Source organism: Bordetella genomosp. 10 (genome assembly GCF_002261225.1).
Taxonomy (GTDB): Bacteria; Pseudomonadota; Gammaproteobacteria; order Burkholderiales; family Burkholderiaceae_B; genus Bordetella_C.
In genome coordinates this window covers 3,148,055-3,164,744 of the sequence record NZ_NEVM01000005.1, presented here as the reverse complement: position 1 = coordinate 3,164,744, position 16,690 = coordinate 3,148,055, and the positions used below count along the sequence as shown (strand labels likewise).

At 68.3% G+C, this 16,690-nt stretch carries 17 protein-coding genes; 7 read left to right on the top strand and 10 right to left on the bottom strand.

Annotated elements, in window-relative coordinates:
• Positions 1–12: 12 nt before the first annotated feature.
• From CAL29_RS30135 to lptM, 8 genes are all read right to left on the bottom strand, one after another.
• A complete protein-coding gene (locus CAL29_RS30135; protein WP_094856527.1) occupies positions 13–654 on the bottom strand; it encodes a DUF1109 domain-containing protein in 642 nt (213 codons plus the stop codon).
• Positions 617–1,222, bottom strand: coding sequence for a sigma-70 family RNA polymerase sigma factor (locus CAL29_RS30130; protein ID WP_094856526.1), 606 nt, complete (start codon positions 1,220–1,222; stop codon positions 617–619). The genes CAL29_RS30135 and CAL29_RS30130 overlap by 38 nt, the downstream gene beginning before the upstream one ends.
• A gap of 133 nt (positions 1,223–1,355) precedes the next feature.
• Complete coding sequence (locus tag CAL29_RS30125) at positions 1,356–1,868, bottom strand: DoxX family protein (protein WP_094856525.1); 513 nt, start codon at positions 1,866–1,868, stop codon at positions 1,356–1,358.
• A 5-nt stretch (positions 1,869–1,873) separates the two neighbouring features.
• Positions 1,874–2,647 (bottom strand): HvfC/BufC N-terminal domain-containing protein, encoded by a 774-nt coding sequence (locus CAL29_RS30120; protein WP_094856524.1) that lies wholly within the window; start codon positions 2,645–2,647, stop codon positions 1,874–1,876.
• Positions 2,644–3,600, bottom strand: coding sequence for an MNIO family bufferin maturase (bufB, locus tag CAL29_RS30115; protein ID WP_256977816.1), 957 nt, complete (start codon positions 3,598–3,600; stop codon positions 2,644–2,646). The genes CAL29_RS30120 and bufB overlap by 4 nt, the downstream gene beginning before the upstream one ends.
• A gap of 8 nt (positions 3,601–3,608) precedes the next feature.
• The gene (locus CAL29_RS30110) at positions 3,609–3,920 is read right to left on the bottom strand and encodes a BufA1 family periplasmic bufferin-type metallophore (protein ID WP_094856523.1); all 312 of its coding nucleotides are present in this window, start codon (positions 3,918–3,920) and stop codon (positions 3,609–3,611) included.
• A gap of 203 nt (positions 3,921–4,123) precedes the next feature.
• Positions 4,124–5,416 carry a diaminopimelate decarboxylase gene (gene lysA, locus CAL29_RS30105; protein WP_094856522.1) on the bottom strand — a complete coding sequence of 431 codons (1,293 nt, stop codon included), beginning with the start codon at positions 5,414–5,416 and terminating at the stop codon, positions 4,124–4,126.
• Positions 5,413–5,649, bottom strand: a complete 237-nt coding sequence (lptM, locus tag CAL29_RS30100) for an LPS translocon maturation chaperone LptM (protein WP_143277791.1) — start codon at positions 5,647–5,649, stop codon at positions 5,413–5,415. Before lptM ends, lysA begins: the two co-directional genes overlap by 4 nt.
• Before the next feature lie 41 nt (positions 5,650–5,690).
• On the opposite strand from lptM, the gene cyaY reads away from it, so the two are divergent.
• Positions 5,691–6,020 carry an iron donor protein CyaY gene (gene cyaY, locus CAL29_RS30095; protein WP_094856520.1) on the top strand — a complete coding sequence of 110 codons (330 nt, stop codon included), beginning with the start codon at positions 5,691–5,693 and terminating at the stop codon, positions 6,018–6,020.
• Positions 6,021–6,044: 24 nt separating this feature from the next.
• Here the strand turns inward: cyaY and CAL29_RS30090 are convergent, their stop codons facing one another.
• Positions 6,045–8,459, bottom strand: a complete 2,415-nt coding sequence (locus CAL29_RS30090; protein WP_094856519.1) for a penicillin-binding protein 1A — start codon at positions 8,457–8,459, stop codon at positions 6,045–6,047.
• 114 nt (positions 8,460–8,573) lie between these two features.
• Between CAL29_RS30090 and CAL29_RS30085 the strand changes: the two genes are divergently transcribed.
• Genes CAL29_RS30085 through CAL29_RS30075 form a run of 3 tightly spaced genes read left to right on the top strand, consistent with a single transcriptional unit; the run spans position 8,574 to position 11,463 of the window.
• Positions 8,574–9,212 carry a shikimate kinase gene (locus CAL29_RS30085; RefSeq protein ID WP_094856518.1) on the top strand — a complete coding sequence of 213 codons (639 nt, stop codon included), beginning with the start codon at positions 8,574–8,576 and terminating at the stop codon, positions 9,210–9,212.
• Entirely contained in the window at positions 9,209–10,291 is a 1,083-nt protein-coding gene (gene aroB, locus CAL29_RS30080; protein ID WP_094856517.1) for a 3-dehydroquinate synthase, read from the top strand. The genes CAL29_RS30085 and aroB overlap by 4 nt, the downstream gene beginning before the upstream one ends.
• Before the next feature lie 20 nt (positions 10,292–10,311).
• Positions 10,312–11,463: a deoxyguanosinetriphosphate triphosphohydrolase gene (locus CAL29_RS30075; RefSeq protein ID WP_094856516.1), complete on the top strand. Its 1,152-nt coding sequence runs from the start codon at positions 10,312–10,314 to the stop codon at positions 11,461–11,463.
• A 73-nt stretch (positions 11,464–11,536) separates the two neighbouring features.
• Here the strand turns inward: CAL29_RS30075 and CAL29_RS30070 are convergent, their stop codons facing one another.
• Positions 11,537–12,994, bottom strand: a complete 1,458-nt coding sequence (locus CAL29_RS30070; RefSeq protein WP_094856515.1) for a DHA2 family efflux MFS transporter permease subunit — start codon at positions 12,992–12,994, stop codon at positions 11,537–11,539.
• Positions 12,995–13,130: 136 nt separating this feature from the next.
• On the opposite strand from CAL29_RS30070, the gene CAL29_RS30065 reads away from it, so the two are divergent.
• From CAL29_RS30065 to CAL29_RS30055, 3 genes are all read left to right on the top strand, one after another.
• Entirely contained in the window at positions 13,131–13,967 is an 837-nt protein-coding gene (locus tag CAL29_RS30065; protein WP_179284229.1) for an IclR family transcriptional regulator, read from the top strand.
• A 309-nt stretch (positions 13,968–14,276) separates the two neighbouring features.
• A complete protein-coding gene (locus CAL29_RS30060) occupies positions 14,277–15,056 on the top strand; it encodes an enoyl-CoA hydratase/isomerase family protein (RefSeq protein WP_094856513.1) in 780 nt (259 codons plus the stop codon).
• Positions 15,057–15,089: 33 nt separating this feature from the next.
• The gene (locus CAL29_RS30055; protein ID WP_094856512.1) at positions 15,090–16,679 is read left to right on the top strand and encodes an AMP-binding protein; all 1,590 of its coding nucleotides are present in this window, start codon (positions 15,090–15,092) and stop codon (positions 16,677–16,679) included.
• Positions 16,680–16,690 lie beyond the last annotated feature (11 nt).

Genomic DNA, 16,690 nt, shown 5'->3' with positions numbered 1-16,690 from the left:
ACGCGCCGGTGTCTACCAGCGCAACAAGCGGGGCCCGAGCAAGGCGCCGATGACGACCGGGACCAGCATCCCGGCCACGTACCAGACGGCCCAGAAGGCCACGCCCATTTCCGGGCAGTGCAGGCAATAGGCCGTCGTCGCGATCGAACCGGCCACCAGTCCCGCGGCGGCGCCGGCGCCGCGCGGGCGCACCGGCGCCATGCCTTTCACCGCCCAGAAGGCGCCGGCCAGCGCCGGGATGGACAACAAGGCGATGGCGAAGGGGCAACTGCGCCAACTGGTCCCCAGCAGCATGGGCATCCGCTCGCCGGCCGGCGCCAGGCCGTAGGCCGCGGCGGCCGCGACCCACAGGACCAGCACCGGCAGCGCGGTCAGGGCCCAGGCGTTGCCGACGGGCGTGCCGGGCCGCGACAGGCGCAGGAGCGTCCTGAGCGCCGCGGCCGCGGTCAGGGCGGGGAACGCGACCTTGGCCCAGAACAGCGGCGTATGCAGCATGACGCCGATGTCGGGCCGCATGCCGAAGACCGCCAGGGTGAGGACGATGGCGCCCAGCGCGCCCAGCAGCAGCCCCACGCCGTAGCGGCGCGCCGCGGCGTGCCTGTCGACCGGCGCGACGTTATTCGCCAGCAGCGAGATGAGGTCGTCGGTTTTCATCGAGTATCCCCTGTATTTTCTTGGCAAGCGCCTTCAGCCCGCGATGGATGCCCACCTTGACGGCGGATTCCGACAGCCCCGTCAGCGCGACGGTCTCGGCCACCGACAGGCCGTGCAGCTTGACGTGCACGATGGGCAATCGCTGGCGGTCTGGCAACTGTTCCAGCAATACCATGATGTCGCGGCGCGCATGCGTGGTTTCCTCGTCCGACCCGGCGAACATCTCCGCCTGGTCGTCCAGCGGCAAGTGGGTTTTCTCGTAGGCCGAGCGGCTGCGCAAATGGTCGATCATCTTATATCGGGCTATCGCGTAGGCCCAGGCCGTCAAGGGCTGATCCACCGCATAGGTATGGCGGCCATTGTGCACGGCGATCAGGACCTCCTGGACGACATCCTCGACATCGTCGGGCCATCTGTCCAGGCGCCTGCGCAGGAAGGCCCGGACGTGCTGGCCGAGGGCATGGAGAAAGGCCTGGTAGGCCTTGGCGTCGCCGTCGAGCGCGGCCAGGAACAGGGCCTTGAGCCGAAGTTCGACGAGTTCCAGCCCGTGGTGCTTGTTTCGATCCATAGCAACCGATGTCGAGGGAAATGGCGGGAACGCTGAGTCTACGGTTGGGTTCCAGGGTTTCGGGGAAATGGCGGAAGTGGAAGCGAACGAGGGTTTCACGCGTAGATTACGGCGTTTGGGTATGCGGGCGCACCTACCCGGCGTGCCGCGCCGCGCGATCCCCCAGGAGGCTGTCGATGGCGATCCGGCCGGGACCCCAGGCGGCGATGCCCAGGGCCATGGCCGCCCAGGTCAGGTGCACGGGCCAGCCGTCGGGGACGGTCAACTGGACGATGCAGGTCATGGCCAGCATGCCGAGCGCGGCGAAACGTGTCCCCAATCCCAGCACCAGCAGCGCCGGCAGCGCGATTTCGCCGCAGCCCGACAGGAAGGCGACGAGGGCGGGCGCGGGAAAAGGATAAGGGCCGCCCGGCAGATGCAGCTTGAACTCGTCGGAGAACAGGTACACGGCGGTGTCGTTCAGGCGCAGGAAGCCGTCCCATTTGAGTACGCCGGATTTCCAGAACGGCACGGCCAGCGCGATGCGCAGCATCAGTTGCGCGAGCCAGGGCCGGGCCACGCCCTGGGCGCGGCGGCACGCGCGTGCATAGGCCTGGCGCCAGGCGGGTCCGGGCGCGGCGGCCGGCGCGGGATTTCGGGTGGACATGATGTTCAGGCTCCAAGGTGGATCGTGCCGAAGGCGCCCGCCGCGATCATGCCCGCCAGATTGGCGGACAGATCGAAGGAGGGGTCTTCCTCATAAGCCTGGCCGGCGGCCGCCCCCAGGGGCGCGCCGTGCATCAGGCCGGCGATGAAGGCGGCGCCCGCGGCGGGCAGGCGCGACACCATGACGTCCAGTTCGGGACGGGTGATGAGCGCATCCTCGGGGTCGCTGGACGTAAAGGGTTCGACGGGCCCGTCGCGCCGGTTCATGGCGAAAATGGATACGGCCGGATAGCGCGAGCGCACGATCCGGGTGGCGGGATGCGGCACGAAGCGGATATCCGCGAGACGGCGGGCGTCGACGCGCGCGAGCGTGTCCGCGGCCAGCGTTGGGCCGTCGGCCGCGTGATAGGCGTCGAGCCACGCGCGTTCCATCCTCGCCGTATCCGCGAGCCAGGGCAGGCCGCGCGCATGGGGATAGGCGGCGATGAAGCCGGGAAAATCCCTGCCATATTCGGACAGCAGGGGCGAGGCGGGCGGACAGGCCCTGACGTGCGCGCGCGCCATCGTCCGGAAGAAGTCGGGGCCGGTAATGCGCCGCACGGCCGGATAGATGGCGGCCAGCGCGTCGATGAGGCTTACCGTGACGTTGTTGCGATAGACGTCGTAGCGCGCGCCGGCCGGCTTGCCGCCGCGGCCCGTCACGCCACCGGGAGCGGGGGCGGAGGGGTCGAGCAGGGCGGCGGCGAATGCCGCGGCGTAATCGCCGGCATGCGTGTTCATGAAACGGGCGCCTGCGCGGCGTGGCCTTGCCGCGCCATGATCCTGCCGGCGCGCGCGGCCTCGTCTCGCAGCACCGGCCATTGCGGCAATTCGCTGTCCCATTCGACCAGCGTCGGGACGGGGCCGAGGCGTTCGATCACCCGCGCGTAGAGCGCCCATACGGGCGCGGCGACGCCGCGGTCGTGGCTGTCGATGAGCAAGGGCTCGTCCTGGTCGTCGCGTTGCGCGTCATGCCCGCCCAGGTGGATCTCTCCCACTTGTTCCAGCGGAAAATCATCCAGGTAGGCGGTGGCGCAATAGCCGTGGTTCGTCGCGGAGACGAAGACGTTATTGATGTCCAGCAACAGGCCGCAGCCGCTGCGCCGCGACACCGCGCGGATGAAATCCGTTTCGCTCATCGTCGAGGCGTCGTAGGCGACGTAGGTGGACGGGTTTTCCAGCAGCAGTTGCCGCCCGAGCGCTTCCTGCGCCTGGTCGATGTGTTCGCAGACCCGGCGCAGCGTCGCCGCGGTATAGGGCAAGGGCAGCAGGTCGTTGAAGTAGGCGCCGCCGTGCGAGGACCAGGCCAGGTGCTCGGACACCAGCCGCGGCTCGTACCGCCGCACGACCTCGCACAGGCGCGCGAGGTGGCGCCGGTCCAGGGGATCGGGGCCGCCGATCGACATGCATACGCCATGGACCGAGAGCGGGTAGCGCTGGCGGATCTCGGCCAGTGCCCGATGGGGCGGGCCGCCCGCGCCCATGTAGTTTTCGGCGTGGACCTCGAAGAAACCGGCGCCGGCCGCGCCGGCGTCCTGGGCAAGGATGGCCCGCAGGTGTTCCGGCTTGAAACTGGCGCCGGCCAGGCACGCCCGCGCCGGCGCGCCGGCCGGGCCGCGCCCCGGGGGAGATGCGCGGCCGTCGTCCGGCGGGGCGGGGAGGATGGTGGACCTGGCCGCCATCGCTTGCGCCATGGGCGCGTTCAGGACTTGATGGGCGTGAGCGAGCCGTGGGCGCCGCCGGGCACCGTGATGCTGGTGCAGGTGCCGCCCGGGACGAATTTCCAGGCATTGCCCTGGAAGTCCATGGTGGACGTTCCCTGGCAGGTGGTACCGGGGCCGGCGGCGCAGTCGTTCTGCCCCTTCAGGGCCACGCCGTAGCACTTTTCCTTGTGGGCGGCCATGGCGGCGTCGACTTCCGCCTTGGTCAGCGGGGCGGCGTGCGCCAGGGGGGAGGCGAGGCCGGCGATGGCGCTGGCCAGCAGGGCGGACGTGACTTTGTTCTTGGTCGACATGGGGGTTCTCCAGTGTGGGTAGGGTTGCGTCCCATGCGGGACGCAACCTTCTAATACGCACGAACTGGAGAACGGGTTACACGTTCTGAAAAAAAAAGCCCCCACGCCGCGCGGCTGTCGCCGCTTGCTGCCCCCCGAGGGGGCGTTTTTGCCTTGGGGCGGCCCGGCGGCAAAAAAGCCCCCACGCCGCGGGCTGTCGCCGCTCAGGGCAGCGTCGATTCCCCGCGCAGCAGGTCTTCGACCGATTCGCGCTTGCGGATGACGTGGTATTCCGCGCCGTCCACCATGACCTCGGCGGCGCGCGGGCGGGTGTTGTAGTTGCTGGCCATGACCATGCCGTAGGCGCCGGCCGATTCCACCGCCAGCACGTCGCCCTGTTCCACCACCAGCGAACGCTTGCGGGCCAGCCAGTCGCCGCTTTCGCAGACCGGGCCGACCACGTCGTAGTCCACCGCCGCGCCCTGGCGCGGGTGCAGCGGCAGCACGCCGTGCCAGGCGTCGTAGAGCGTCGGGCGCAGCAGGTCGTTCATCGCGGCGTCGACGATGGCGAAATTGTGCGTGTCGCCGTGCTTGAGGAATTGCACCGTGGTCAGCAGCACCCCGGCATTGCCCACCAGCGAACGGCCCGGTTCCATCACCAGCTTCAGGCGGGCCAGGCCGCGCTCTTCCAGCTTGGCGTAGACCTGGTCCAGCAGGGCCTTGGGCGCCAGCGGGGTCTCGTCCTCATAGGTGATGCCCAGGCCGCCGCCCAGGTCCAGGTGCTCGATGGCGATGCCGGCCGCGGCCAGCGCGTCGATGAGGTTGAGCAGCTTGTCCAGGGCGTCCAGGTAGGGGCTGACCTCGGTGATCTGCGAGCCGATGTGGCAGTCCACGCCGACGACCTGCAAGCCCGGCAGGCCGGCGGCCGTGCGATAGGCGTCCAGCGCGTTCTCGATGGCGATGCCGAACTTGTTTTCCTTCAGCCCGGTGGAAATGTAGGGATGGGTGCCCGCGTCGACGTCGGGATTGACCCGCAGCGACACCGGCGCCTTCTTGCCGATGGACACGGCGACGTCCGACAGCAGGTGCAGCTCGGCCTCGGACTCGACGTTGAAGCATTTCACGCCCGCTTCCAGCGCGGCCTGCATTTCCCAGGCCTGCTTGCCCACGCCGGAGAAAACCACCTTGGCGGGATCGGCGCCGACGGTCAGCACGCGCTTGAGCTCGCCGCCGGACACGATGTCGAAACCGGCGCCCAGGCGCGCGAATTCCTTGAGCACGGCCAGGTTGGAGTTGGCCTTCATGCCGTAGCAGATCAGCACGTCGCGGCCCGCCGCGGCGTCGCGATAGGACTCCCAGGTCGCGCGCAGGGCGGCGCGGGAATAGACGTAGAGCGGCGTGCCCAGGCGGTCGGCCAGCACTTGCAGCGGCACGTCTTCGGCGTACAGCGAACCGTCCTTGAGGTGGAAATGGGGGTGGCCGGCCGGTTGGGGGCGCCGGGGATGGGAAGCTGTCATTGTTGTGCGGCGGTCGACGGATAGGAAGGAAGGGCCGGGGCGATCCGGACGTCGGGCGCGCTGCCGGGTATGGTCGGCGGCAGCGGGGCCGGACGCACGCCCACCGGCGGCTTGGCCTGCTGCGCGCTAGCGCCGGTCGGCAGGTAGAGCGGACCCTTGTAGCCGCAGCCAGCCAGCCAAGCGCCGGCGGCCAGCGTGGCTACAATGCATAGAACCCTGCGGCTGGTTGCCATATGGGACACTGGGAACTCCGAAATTCATGCAGGTTGGGATTATGAACGAAACCGAATTTCTTGCGTTGGCCGAGCAGGTGCTCGATTCCCTCGAAAGCCAGGCCGACGACTGGGCGGCTTCCCTGGACGTGGACATCGAAGCCAACCGCAGCGGCAACGTCCTGACCCTGGTTTTCGAGGATGACACCCACGTCGTCGTCAACAGCCAGGCCGCCATGCAGGAGATCTGGGTGGCGGCGCGCAGCGGCGGTTTCCACTACCGCTACGACGGCAAGCACTGGAACGACACGCGCGGCGGTCCCGGCCTGGCCGATGCCCTGTCGCAGATCTGTTCCGACGCCGCCGGTGTACCGGTGACCGTGCGGGTCTGACGCCGCGTAGCCCGTCCTGGCCGCTTACTGCGGCTTGGGCTGCCCGTTGTTGAAGCCGTCGCCGTCGTTGGAGGACGAATTCAGGGCGTTCAGGAACTCGCCCAGCGAATCGCCCTGCGGCAGGCCCAGCCGCGCCACCGCCTGGCCGGGCGGGAATTCCGAGAAATAGTAGTCGCCGTTTTCGGTGATCAGGCCGTCCGGTTTCGGACGCTGCTTCTGTTCCGGCACGCCCTTGAGCACTTCCTGCATGTAGCTCAGCCAGATCGGCAGCGCCACGCCGCCGCCGGTTTCGCGCGAGCCCAGCGATTTCGGCTGGTCGTAGCCCAGCCAGGCGGTCGCCTCCAGGCTGGGCGTATAGCCCGAGAACCAGGCGTCCACCGATTCGTTGGTGGTGCCGGTCTTGCCGGCGATGTCGCTGCGCTTGAGGACCGCGCGGGCGCGGGCGGCCGTGCCATAAGTGGCCACGCCGCGCAGCATGTCGTCCATCACGAAGGCGGTGCGGGGATCGATGGCGCGCGCGGCGGAATCGCCGGCCACCAGCGGCTTGGACTGCATGACCACCTTGCCGCTGCTGTCGGTGACCTTGTCGATCAGGTAAGGCGTGATGCGGTAGCCGCCGTTGGCGAACACCGAATAGGCGCCCGCCAGTTGCAGCGGCGTCACCGAGCCCGCGCCCAGGGCCAGCGGCAGCACCGCCGGCTGGCGCGACTTGTCGAAGCCGAAGCGGGTCAGGTAGTCCTGCGCGTATTGGGGGCCGATCGCCTGCAGGATGCGGATGGACACCATGTTCTTGGACTTGTACAGGCCCTGGCGCATGGTGAGCATGGGCTCGTACTGGTTGCCGTAGTTCTTCGGGCTCCAGGCCTTGGAGCCGGTCTGCGCCGCGCTCAATTCGAACGGCTGGTCCGAGATCTGCGTGGCCGGGGTCAGGCCGCGCTCCAGCGAGGCGGCGTAGACGAAGGGCTTGATATTGGAGCCGGGCTGGCGCCAGGCCTGGGTGACGCGGTTGAAGTTGCCGCGATAGAAGTCGAAGCCGCCCACCATGGAGCGAATGGCGCCGTCCTGCGGCGACAGCGAGACGAAAGCCGCCTGCACGGACGGCATGTTGATGACTTCCCAGCTACCGTCGGCCTGCTTGTGGATATAGACCACCGAGCCGCGCGTGATGCGGGCCGCCGGCTTGGCCTTGTCGTTGAGCGCGCGCGCCACCACGCCCAGCGTTTTCTTGTCCGTGATGGAGATGACTTCGCGCGAGCTGCGCACCAGGCGGATCTCGTTGGGGCTGGCCGACAGCACCAGCGCCACCAGCAGGTCGCCGCTGTCCGAATACTTGTCCAGCACGCCGTCGAGGAATTCGTCCAGTTGGGCGGGGTTGTTCTCGATGCCGGCCGGCATGTCGAGCTGGTCCTCGGGGCCCGGGTAGGGCGCGCGGCGCGTGTAGTCCAGCACGCCTTCGCGCACCGCGCGGTAGGCCGCTTCCTGGTCCTTGGACTGCACGGTGGTGTAGATGTTCAGGCCGCGCGAATACACGTTGTCCTGGTACACGCCGTACAACAGTTGGCGCGCCAGTTCGGCGACGTATTCGCCGTGGATGGCGTAGCCGCCGGCCGGCGTGCCTTCGGCCGATTTCAGCACGATGGGCTGGCTCATGGCCGTCTGGTACTCGGCGTCGGTCAGATAGCCCAGGCTGTGCATGCGGCCCAGCACGTAATGCTGGCGGATTTGCGCGCGCGGCAGGTTGGACAGCGGATTGAAGCGGGACGGCGCCTTGGGGATCCCCGCCAGCATGGCGGCCTCGGCCGGCGAGATTTCCGACAAGGGCTTGCCGAAGTAGGTGCGCGCGGCCGCGGCGAAGCCGTAGGCGCGATGGCCCAGATAAATCTGGTTCATATAGAGTTCGAGAATCTGGTCCTTGGTCAGGCTGGACTCGATCTTGAACGTCAGCAGCAGTTCGTAGAACTTGCGCGAATAGGTTTTTTCCGAGGACAGGTAGAAGTTGCGCGCCACCTGCATGGTGATGGTGCTGGCGCCCTGCGTCTTGGACATGTTGACGATGTTGGTCAGCCCCGCCCGCACCACGCCGGTCCAGTCTATCCCCCCGTGCTGGTAGAAGCGATCGTCCTCGGCCGAGAGCACGGCCGCCTTCATGACGTCGGGGATTTCGTTGAAGCGCAGCACGTTGCGCCGTTCTTCGCCGAATTCGCCGATCAGCACCTTGTCGGCCGTATAGACGCGCAGGGGCACGCGCGGCCGGTAGTCGGTCATCGCGTGCAGGTCCGGCAGGTTGGGCCATGCCAGCGCCAAGGCCATGCCGCCCAGCAGCAGCCCGCATATCGCCAGACCGAGGCAGAAAATGCCGAGCTTGACGAAAAATCGGAGGAAGGGGGAGCCGCTGGAGGTGGGCTGGTCTTTCTTGGAGGGGTTCTGGGGCTTGCTCATCGCGGCGATTTTAAGGGCAAGTCGCGGCCGGGCCCTGGCACGGACGTCGGTTTCTGTAACAGCGTTGTTCAGTGTAGCGCCCGGACAACTGCCGCCAATGGGATAATACTCAGCATGAACGTCATCCCACCCGCCTGCCCGGACGAAGATCCGGCCCCGGATACTGACTCCGCCTCGCTTTACGACCCCTGCCAGCCGCTGCCCGGCCCGCGGGCGACCTTGCCGTACGACCTGCCGATTTTCCTGGTCGGCATGATGGGCTCCGGCAAGACGACGATAGGGCGCGGCCTGGCGCGGACGCTGGGCCGCGAATTCGTCGACCTCGACCACGAACTGGAGTCGCGCTGCGGCGTGCGCATCCCCGTCATTTTCGAAATCGAGGGCGAGGAGGGCTTCCGCAAGCGCGAGGCGGCGACGCTGGAGCGCTGCGTCACGCGCCGCAATATCGTGCTGGCGACCGGCGGCGGGGCGATCCTGGCCGAAGGCAACCGCAAGCTGCTGCGCGAGCAGGGCATCGTGATCTACCTTAGTGCCAGCGTGGACGAATTGTTCCGCCGCACCGCGCGCGACCGCAACCGTCCCTTGTTGCGGACCGCCGACCCGCGCGCCACGCTGCGCGACCTGCTGCAGAAGCGCGAACCGCTGTACCGCGAAGTCGCCCATTTGACGGTGGAAACCGGTTGCACGCCGGTCTACTCCCTGGTCAAGTCGCTGGTGTCCAAGTTGCAAGCCTACGAGATCAAGCAAGCATGAATGTCGTTGACGTCGACGTCCCTGGCGGACGCTATCCCATCCGTATCGCCCCGGGCCGCCTGGATGCCCTGGACGAGGCCATTCCGGCCGATGCCACGGCCATCGGCCTGGTCACCAATCCCACCGTGGGCGCGCTGTACGCCGAACGCGCCGAGCGCGCGCTGGCCCGCGCCGGGCGCCGCGTGCTGCGCATCGAGTTGCCGGACGGCGAGGCGCACAAGGACTGGCAGACGCTGAACCAAATTTTCGATGCGCTGCTGGCCAATGGCTTCGACCGCCGCTCCGTGCTGGTCGCCCTGGGCGGCGGCGTCATCGGCGACATGACCGGTTTCGCCGCGGCGGTCTTCATGCGCGGCATCCGCTTCGTGCAGGTGCCCACCACGCTGCTGGCGCAGGTCGATTCGTCCGTGGGCGGCAAGACCGGCGTGAACCATCCGCTGGGCAAGAACATGATCGGCGCCTTCCACCAGCCGGTGGCGGTGGAAATCGATACCGACGTGCTTGGCACCTTGCCGGCGCGCGAAGTGTCGGCCGGGTTGGCCGAGGTCATCAAGTACGGCATGATCATGGATCCCGCCTTCTGGGCCTGGTGCGAGGAAAACGCCGCCGCCTTGCGCGCGCTGGAGCCGGCCGCCATCGCGCACGCCATCCAGGTCTCGTGCGAATCGAAGGCGCGGGTGGTGGCGCAGGACGAGCGCGAGGGCGGCTTGCGCGCCATTCTCAACCTGGGCCATACCTTCGGCCACGCCATCGAGTCCGGCCTGGGCTATGGCGCCTGGCTGCACGGCGAGGCGGTGGGCTGCGGCATGGTGCAGGCGGCGGAGCTGTCGGCCGAAGTGGCCGGCTTTCCGGCCGCCGACGTGGCGCGCGTGCGCGCCCTGGTGGCGGCGATAGGGTGTCCCACCGTGGCGCCGGACCTGGGCGCGCAGCACTGGATGGACCTGATGCGGGTCGACAAGAAGGCCGAGGGCGGCGAGATCCGCTTCGTGCTGACGCCGCGCATCGGCGAGGCGCTGACGCGCAAGGCGCCGGAAGACGCCGTGCTGCGCGTGCTGGCGCGCACCGTGGGCCCGGTGTGACGAGCGGCGGGGACGCTGGCATGGACACCGATTCCGTGGACACGACCCTCGCCCCTTATGCCTGCGATCCGGCGCGCAGCCGGGGCCGCGCGCACGCCGAACCGCCGCCGACCAATCGCACCGACTACCAGCGCGACCGCGACCGCATCATCCATTGCACCGCTTTCCGCCGCCTGGAGTACAAGACGCAGGTCTTCGTCAACCATGAAGGCGACCTGTTCCGCACGCGGCTGACGCACAGCCTGGAAGTGGCCCAGATCGCCCGCACCCTGGCGCGCAGCCTGCGCTTGAACGAGGAACTGACCGAGGCGATTTCCCTGGCGCATGACCTGGGCCATACGCCTTTCGGCCACGCCGGACAGGATGAGTTGAACGCCTGCATGCGCGAGCTGGCGCCGGCCGCCGGCGGCTTCGAGCACAACCTGCAGAGCCTGCGCGTGGTCGATGCGCTGGAAGAGCGCTACGCCGCGTTCGACGGGCTGAACCTGTGCTTCGAGACCCGCGAGGGCATACTCAAGCATTGTTCGGTGTCGCACGCGCGCCAGCTTGGCGACGTCGGCGAGCGCTTCCTGCTCAAGCGGCAGCCGTCGCTGGAGGCGCAACTGGCCAACCTGGCCGACGAGATCGCCTACAACAATCACGACGTCGACGACGGCTTGCGTTCGGGGCTGATCACCCTGGAGCAGTTGCAGGAAGTGAGCCTGTTCGCGCGCCATCACGCCGAGGTCCTGCGGCTGTATCCGCAAGCGTCGCCGCGCCGGCAGATCGCCGAGACCATACGGCGCATGATCAACACCCTCATCGTCGACCTGACCGTAACCACGGCCGAGCGCATCGCGCGGCACGCGCCCGGCTCGGTCGACGAAGTGCGCGCCGCGCCGCCGCTGGCGGGCTTCTCCGCCGAAATCCGCGCCGAGGCCGACGTCCTCAAGCGTTTCCTGTTCGACAACCTCTACCGCCACTTCCGCGTGGTGCGCATGACGACCAAGGCACGCCGCATCGTGCGCGAGCTGTTCGTCGCTTTCCTGGGCAATGCGCGCCTGCTGCCGCCGGACTATCGCCGCGACGACGACACGGCGCAGGCCCGCGCCATCTCGGACTACATCGCCGGCATGACGGACCGCTACGCCATGCGCGAGCACCGGCGCCTGTTCGATATCTCGGAAGGCTGAGCCGGCGGGCGGCCCCAGCCAGCCGGTTTATCGAAACTTCGCGCCGGATGTCTCTCCGGCCGGAGGTCTCCGGTCAATGCACTTGCGGTTCGCGCGGCGATTCGCGGCGCGGCTCGCCTTCCGGCTGCACGCGGGCGCGCAGCAGCCCCGCGAGCAGCGTGGCCAGCAGGGCGCATACGGCGCCGCCCAGGAAGGCCGCCTGGTAGCCCTGGTTCAGGGCCTGCGTGGACGCGATGCCGGCGCTGGCCGCCGTGTTCGTGCGCAAGGCCGCCAGGCTGGCCAGCACCGCCAGTCCCAACGATCCCCCCATCATGAAGGCCGTGTTGACGACGCCGGAAGCCAGGCCCGATTCCTCGGGCGCCACGTCGCTCATCGCGGCCAGCAGCATGGGATTGAAGGCGATGCCGCCGCCCAGTCCCAGCAGCAGCATGCCCGGCAGGACGTGCAGGGCGAAACTGCCCTCGGCCGGGGCCAGGCTGAACGAGGCCAGGCCCAGCGTGGCGAGCAGCAGCCCCGCCACCAGCGGGGCTCGCACGCCGAAGCGCATGACCAGCCGCGCCGACACGCCCAGCGACAGCGCCGCCATGATCAGGTTGGCGGGCAGGAAGGCCAGGCCGATGCCCATGGCGTCGTAGCCCAGGACGCGCTGGAGGTACAGCGCGGAGATGAAGAACCAGGCGAACAGGGCGCCGGCCCACAGCACGCCCACCAGGTTGGCGATGACCACATTGCGCAGGCGGAACAGGCGCAGCGGAACCAGTGGCGCACGCACGCGCGCCTCGATGACGAAGAAGGCCGCCAGCAACAGCGCCGCCGCCGCCAGCATGGAAAGGGTGTGGACGGAGGTCCAGCCCGCTTCGTTGCCGTTGACCACCGCGTAGACGGCCAGCATCAGCGCCAGCGTGATGGTGATGGCGCCGCCGAGGTCCAGGCGGCCCGCCATGGCCTGGCCGCGTCCGCGCGGGATCAGGCGCAGGCACAGGCCGTACACCGCGATGCCGATGGGAATGTTGACCAGGAAGATCCAGTGCCAGCTAAGCGCCGTGGCCAGCAGGCCGCCCAGCAGCACGCCTACGCTGCCGCCGCCGGCGCATACGAAGCCGTAGACGCCCATGGCCTTGGCCCGCTCGTCGGGCTCGGTGAAGAGGTTCATCACCAGCGACAGCGCGACCGCCGACACCACCGCGCCGCCCAGGCCCTGCAGGGCGCGCGCGGCGACCAGGAATTCGCGGCTCTGCGCCAGGCCGCAGGCCAGCGAGGCCAGGGTGAACAGCGCCAAGCCGGCCAGGAACAGGCGGCGGTGGCCGTACAGGTCGCCGAGCCGGCCGCCCAGCAGCAGGAAGCCGCCGAAGGTCAGCATATAGGCGTTGACCACCCACACCAGGGAGGTCTCGGTGAAGTGCAGATCGTTGCGGATGGAAGGCAGGGCGACGTTGACGATGGTCGTGTCCAGCACGATCATCAATTCGCCCAGGCAGAGTATGGCCAGGGCCAGCCAACGCCGGCGGCCTTCTATGCCGTGATGGGTCATGCGGTGTCTCCAGGAATTGAGGGGCCGGTCCGGGCTGTACACTGTCGAGCCTGCCGGCCATTGGATATTGGACTGCCGGCATTGGACAGCAGACAGCAGAGACAGCCCCGCCACGCCGCGGGAACGCGATTTTTCCATGAGCACGAATCCGACCTCATCGACGCCCCAAGCTGGTCCGCAAGCGGACCCAGCCGCCGCGTCCGCCATCCGGGCGGACGTCGATGAGCGCCTGTACGTCGCGTCGGTGGAAAAGGCGATGCGGGTGCTGGAGGCCTTCGACAAGAGCGCCAGCGAACTGTCCATCGCCGATATCGCCCAGCGCACCGGCATGGGCCGCAGCGCGGCGCAGCGCTTCGTCTACACATTGTGCCAGCTTGGCTATCTGCGCCGCCATCCCGCCGCGCGGCTCTATGCGCTGTCGACCAAGCTGGTCGGGCTGGTGGGCGGCATGCTCAGCGCCAACGCGCGCCTGCAGGCCGCCTATCCGGTGCTGTCGCAGCTCGCCCAGGAAACCCACGAGACCGTCTCGTGGGTGGAGCTGGACGGCGACGATATCGTCGTGCTGGGCAATGTTCCCAGCGAGCACCTGGCGTCCGTCAACCTGCCGGTGGGCAGCCGCTTCGCCGCGCTGCCCGCGTCGTCCGGCCAGGTGCTGCTGAGCCAGGAATCCGAGGACGTGCTGCGCGCGATGCTGGGCCGGCTGGCGCCGGCGGTGCGCGCGCGCTTCGGCGAGCGCGAGGATGACGACATCATCGCCTTGATCGAGAAGGCCCGCGAGCAGGGCTACTCGATGACGGAAAAGAACCTGGGGCAGGGCAGCGTGTCGGTTTCGGTGCCGGTCCTCGACCATGCCAGCCGCGTGGTGGCCGCCATCAACCTGTCGACGTTGTCCCTGCGCTATGACGTGGAGGCGGCGCGGCGCGACCTGCTGCCGCGCGTCCTGCATACGGCGAAGGTGCTGTCGGCTGGGTAAAAGGGCCCCCACGCCGCGCGGCTTGCGCCGCTTGCCGCCCCCCGAGGGGGCTTTTTTACCTTGGGGCGGCCCGGCGGTAAAAAACAGCCGAGATTGGCAGCCGAATCCCGGCTCAGTCCTCTAAATCAATCGCATATCAATTACTCAAATTGATATGCGATTTTTTTTTGCGCGTAATCCCTAATGTTCCGCCAGGACGCGGACGCCTATAGTTGCATCAATTGCTAATCAATTAGATCAATTGATATTCGATTGAATTTCAATTGATTCGTCGATTCCGATGGACACGCAACAGGAGGCCCCGCGGCCATGACGAAGTACATCAAGCTCGAACAACAGGGACCGGTGACCGTGCTCACCCTCAATCGTCCGGAATGCCTGAACGCCTGGCATGCGCCGATGCGCGCGGAGATCCTGGATGCGTTGCGCAGCGCGGGCGCCGACCCCGAGGTCGGCGCCTTGGTGATGACGGGCGCCGGCGACCGCGCTTTCTGCGCCGGGCAGGACCTGAACGAGGCGCGCGAGTTCGACGCCTCGCGCGCGCGGACCTGGATCGGCGAATGGGAAACCTATTACGACGCCCTGCGCAGCTTCTACAAACCGCTGGTCATGGCGCTGAACGGCACCGCCGCGGGCTCCGCCTTTCAGGTGGCGCTGCTGGGCGATATCCGCATCGGCCACGAGGGCGTGCGCATGGGCCAGCCCGAGATCAACGCCGGCGTCGCCAGCGTGACCGGCCCCTGGATCATGCGCGAGATGCTGGGCATGTCGCGCACCATCGAACTGACGCTGAGCGGCCGCATGATGGAGGCCGCCGAGTGCCATGCCATCGGCCTCATCCACCAGTTGGTGCCGCGCGACCAGGTGCTGCCGGCCGCCTTGGAAACCGCGCGCATGCTGGCGGCCAAGCCGCCGGTGGCCATGCGGCTGGACAAGGCCCGCCTGCGCGAGATGACCGAGGAAGGCTTCCGCGAGTCGATCCGCGCGGCCGAGCGCATCCACCACGAGTCGTATGCGTCGGGCGAGCCCGCGCGCATGATGCAGGCCTTCTTCGCGGAACGCGAGCAACGCCGCACGAACGACCAGTAAGCGCCATTCCTCCGGACCTTTCCCATTCCGCTCATGCCAGCCAGTCTCGATACGACGCACGTCGCCATTGCGCCCGTGCCCGATGAAACCCTCGCCGATCTGCTGACGCGCCGCGCGGCCGAAGATCCCGACGGTGTCTATTGCTATTTCAAGGACGAAGTCCTGACCCTGGGCGCGCTGAACGCGCGCGCCAATCAACTGGCCAACCTGCTGTGGCAGGAAGGCCTGCGGCCCGGCGACCGCGTGGGCCTGATGCTGCCCAGCCATCCCGACCATATCGTGGCGATCTATGCGCTGGCCAAGCTGGGACTGGTGCGCGTGCCGATCAACGTCCACCTGAAGGGCGCGTCGCTGCAGCATCTGTTCGACCACCTGGCGCCGCGCGGGCTGATCGCCGACGCGGAACACGCCGACGCGCTGGCGCCGGAGCTGTCCAAGGTCGAATACGTCCTGTGGCGCGGCGGCCGGGATGCCGCGCGCGCCTTCGAACGCCATGCCGGCCAGTCCGCCGCCGAACCGCCGGTGCGGCCGGCGCCGGACGACATCCTGGCGCTGACGCCCAGTTCCGGCACCACGGGCGCGCCCAAGGGCGTGCTGAAATCCGACCGCACGCTGCGTGGCGGCCCGCAGGCCATCCTGCGCCTGACGGGCGCGCAGCCGGGCGACACCTTCCTGCTGTGGGAGTCGCTGCATCATGGGGCCGGCGTGGCCGTCATCATCTCCGCGCTGATCGGCGGCACGCGGCTGGCCATGGTGGAGCGCTTCAGCGCGTCGCGTTTCTGGGACGATGCGCGCCGCTACAACGTCACGCACATCCATTACCTGGGCACCGTCGTCCCCATGCTGCTCAAGCAGCCGCCGCGCGAGGGCGACCGCGGCCATGGCGTGCGCATCGCCTGGGGCGGGGGCTGCCCGCCGGACCTGTGGAAGGCCTTCTCCGAACGCTTCGGCGTGCAGATGCGCGAAGGCTACGGCCTGTCGGAGCTGATCACCTTCGTCACGGTCAATCTCGATGGGCCGCCCGGGGCCATCGGCAAGCCGCTGGACTACTACGACGTGCTGGTGGCCGACGACGAGGGCAAGCCCGTGCCCGTGGGCACGGCCGGCGAGATCACCGTGCGCGCGCGCGTGCCGAAGCTGGGTTTCCTGGGTTACTTCCGCAATCCGGAAGCCGAGGCGTCGTCGCGGCGCGGCGAGTGGTTCCTGACCGGCGACCTGGCCCGCCAGGACGCGGAAGGCTTCCTGTATTACGCGGGCCGCAAGAAGGAAATGCTGCGGCGCCGCGGCATCAACATCTCGACCTGGGAAGTGGAGCGCGTGATCGCCGAACACCCGGAGATCGAGGAGGTGGCGCTCGTCGGCGTGCCCAGCGATTTGGGCGAAGACGAGTTGAAGCTGTTCGTGCGCGTGCGCGAGAAGGCCGGCAAGCCGGCCGCGCTGGACCCGCTGGCCTTGATCAAGTGGAGCGAGTCGCGCCTGCCGTACTACCAGATTCCCCGATACGTCGCGTTCATCGACGAGTTTCCCAAGACGCCCACGCAGCGCATCCAGAAGAAGGAATTGCCGCGCACCGTGACGGACGCCTGGGACCTGGACAGTTCGGGGTACCGCATCGGGAAGTAGCGAAGCCGGAC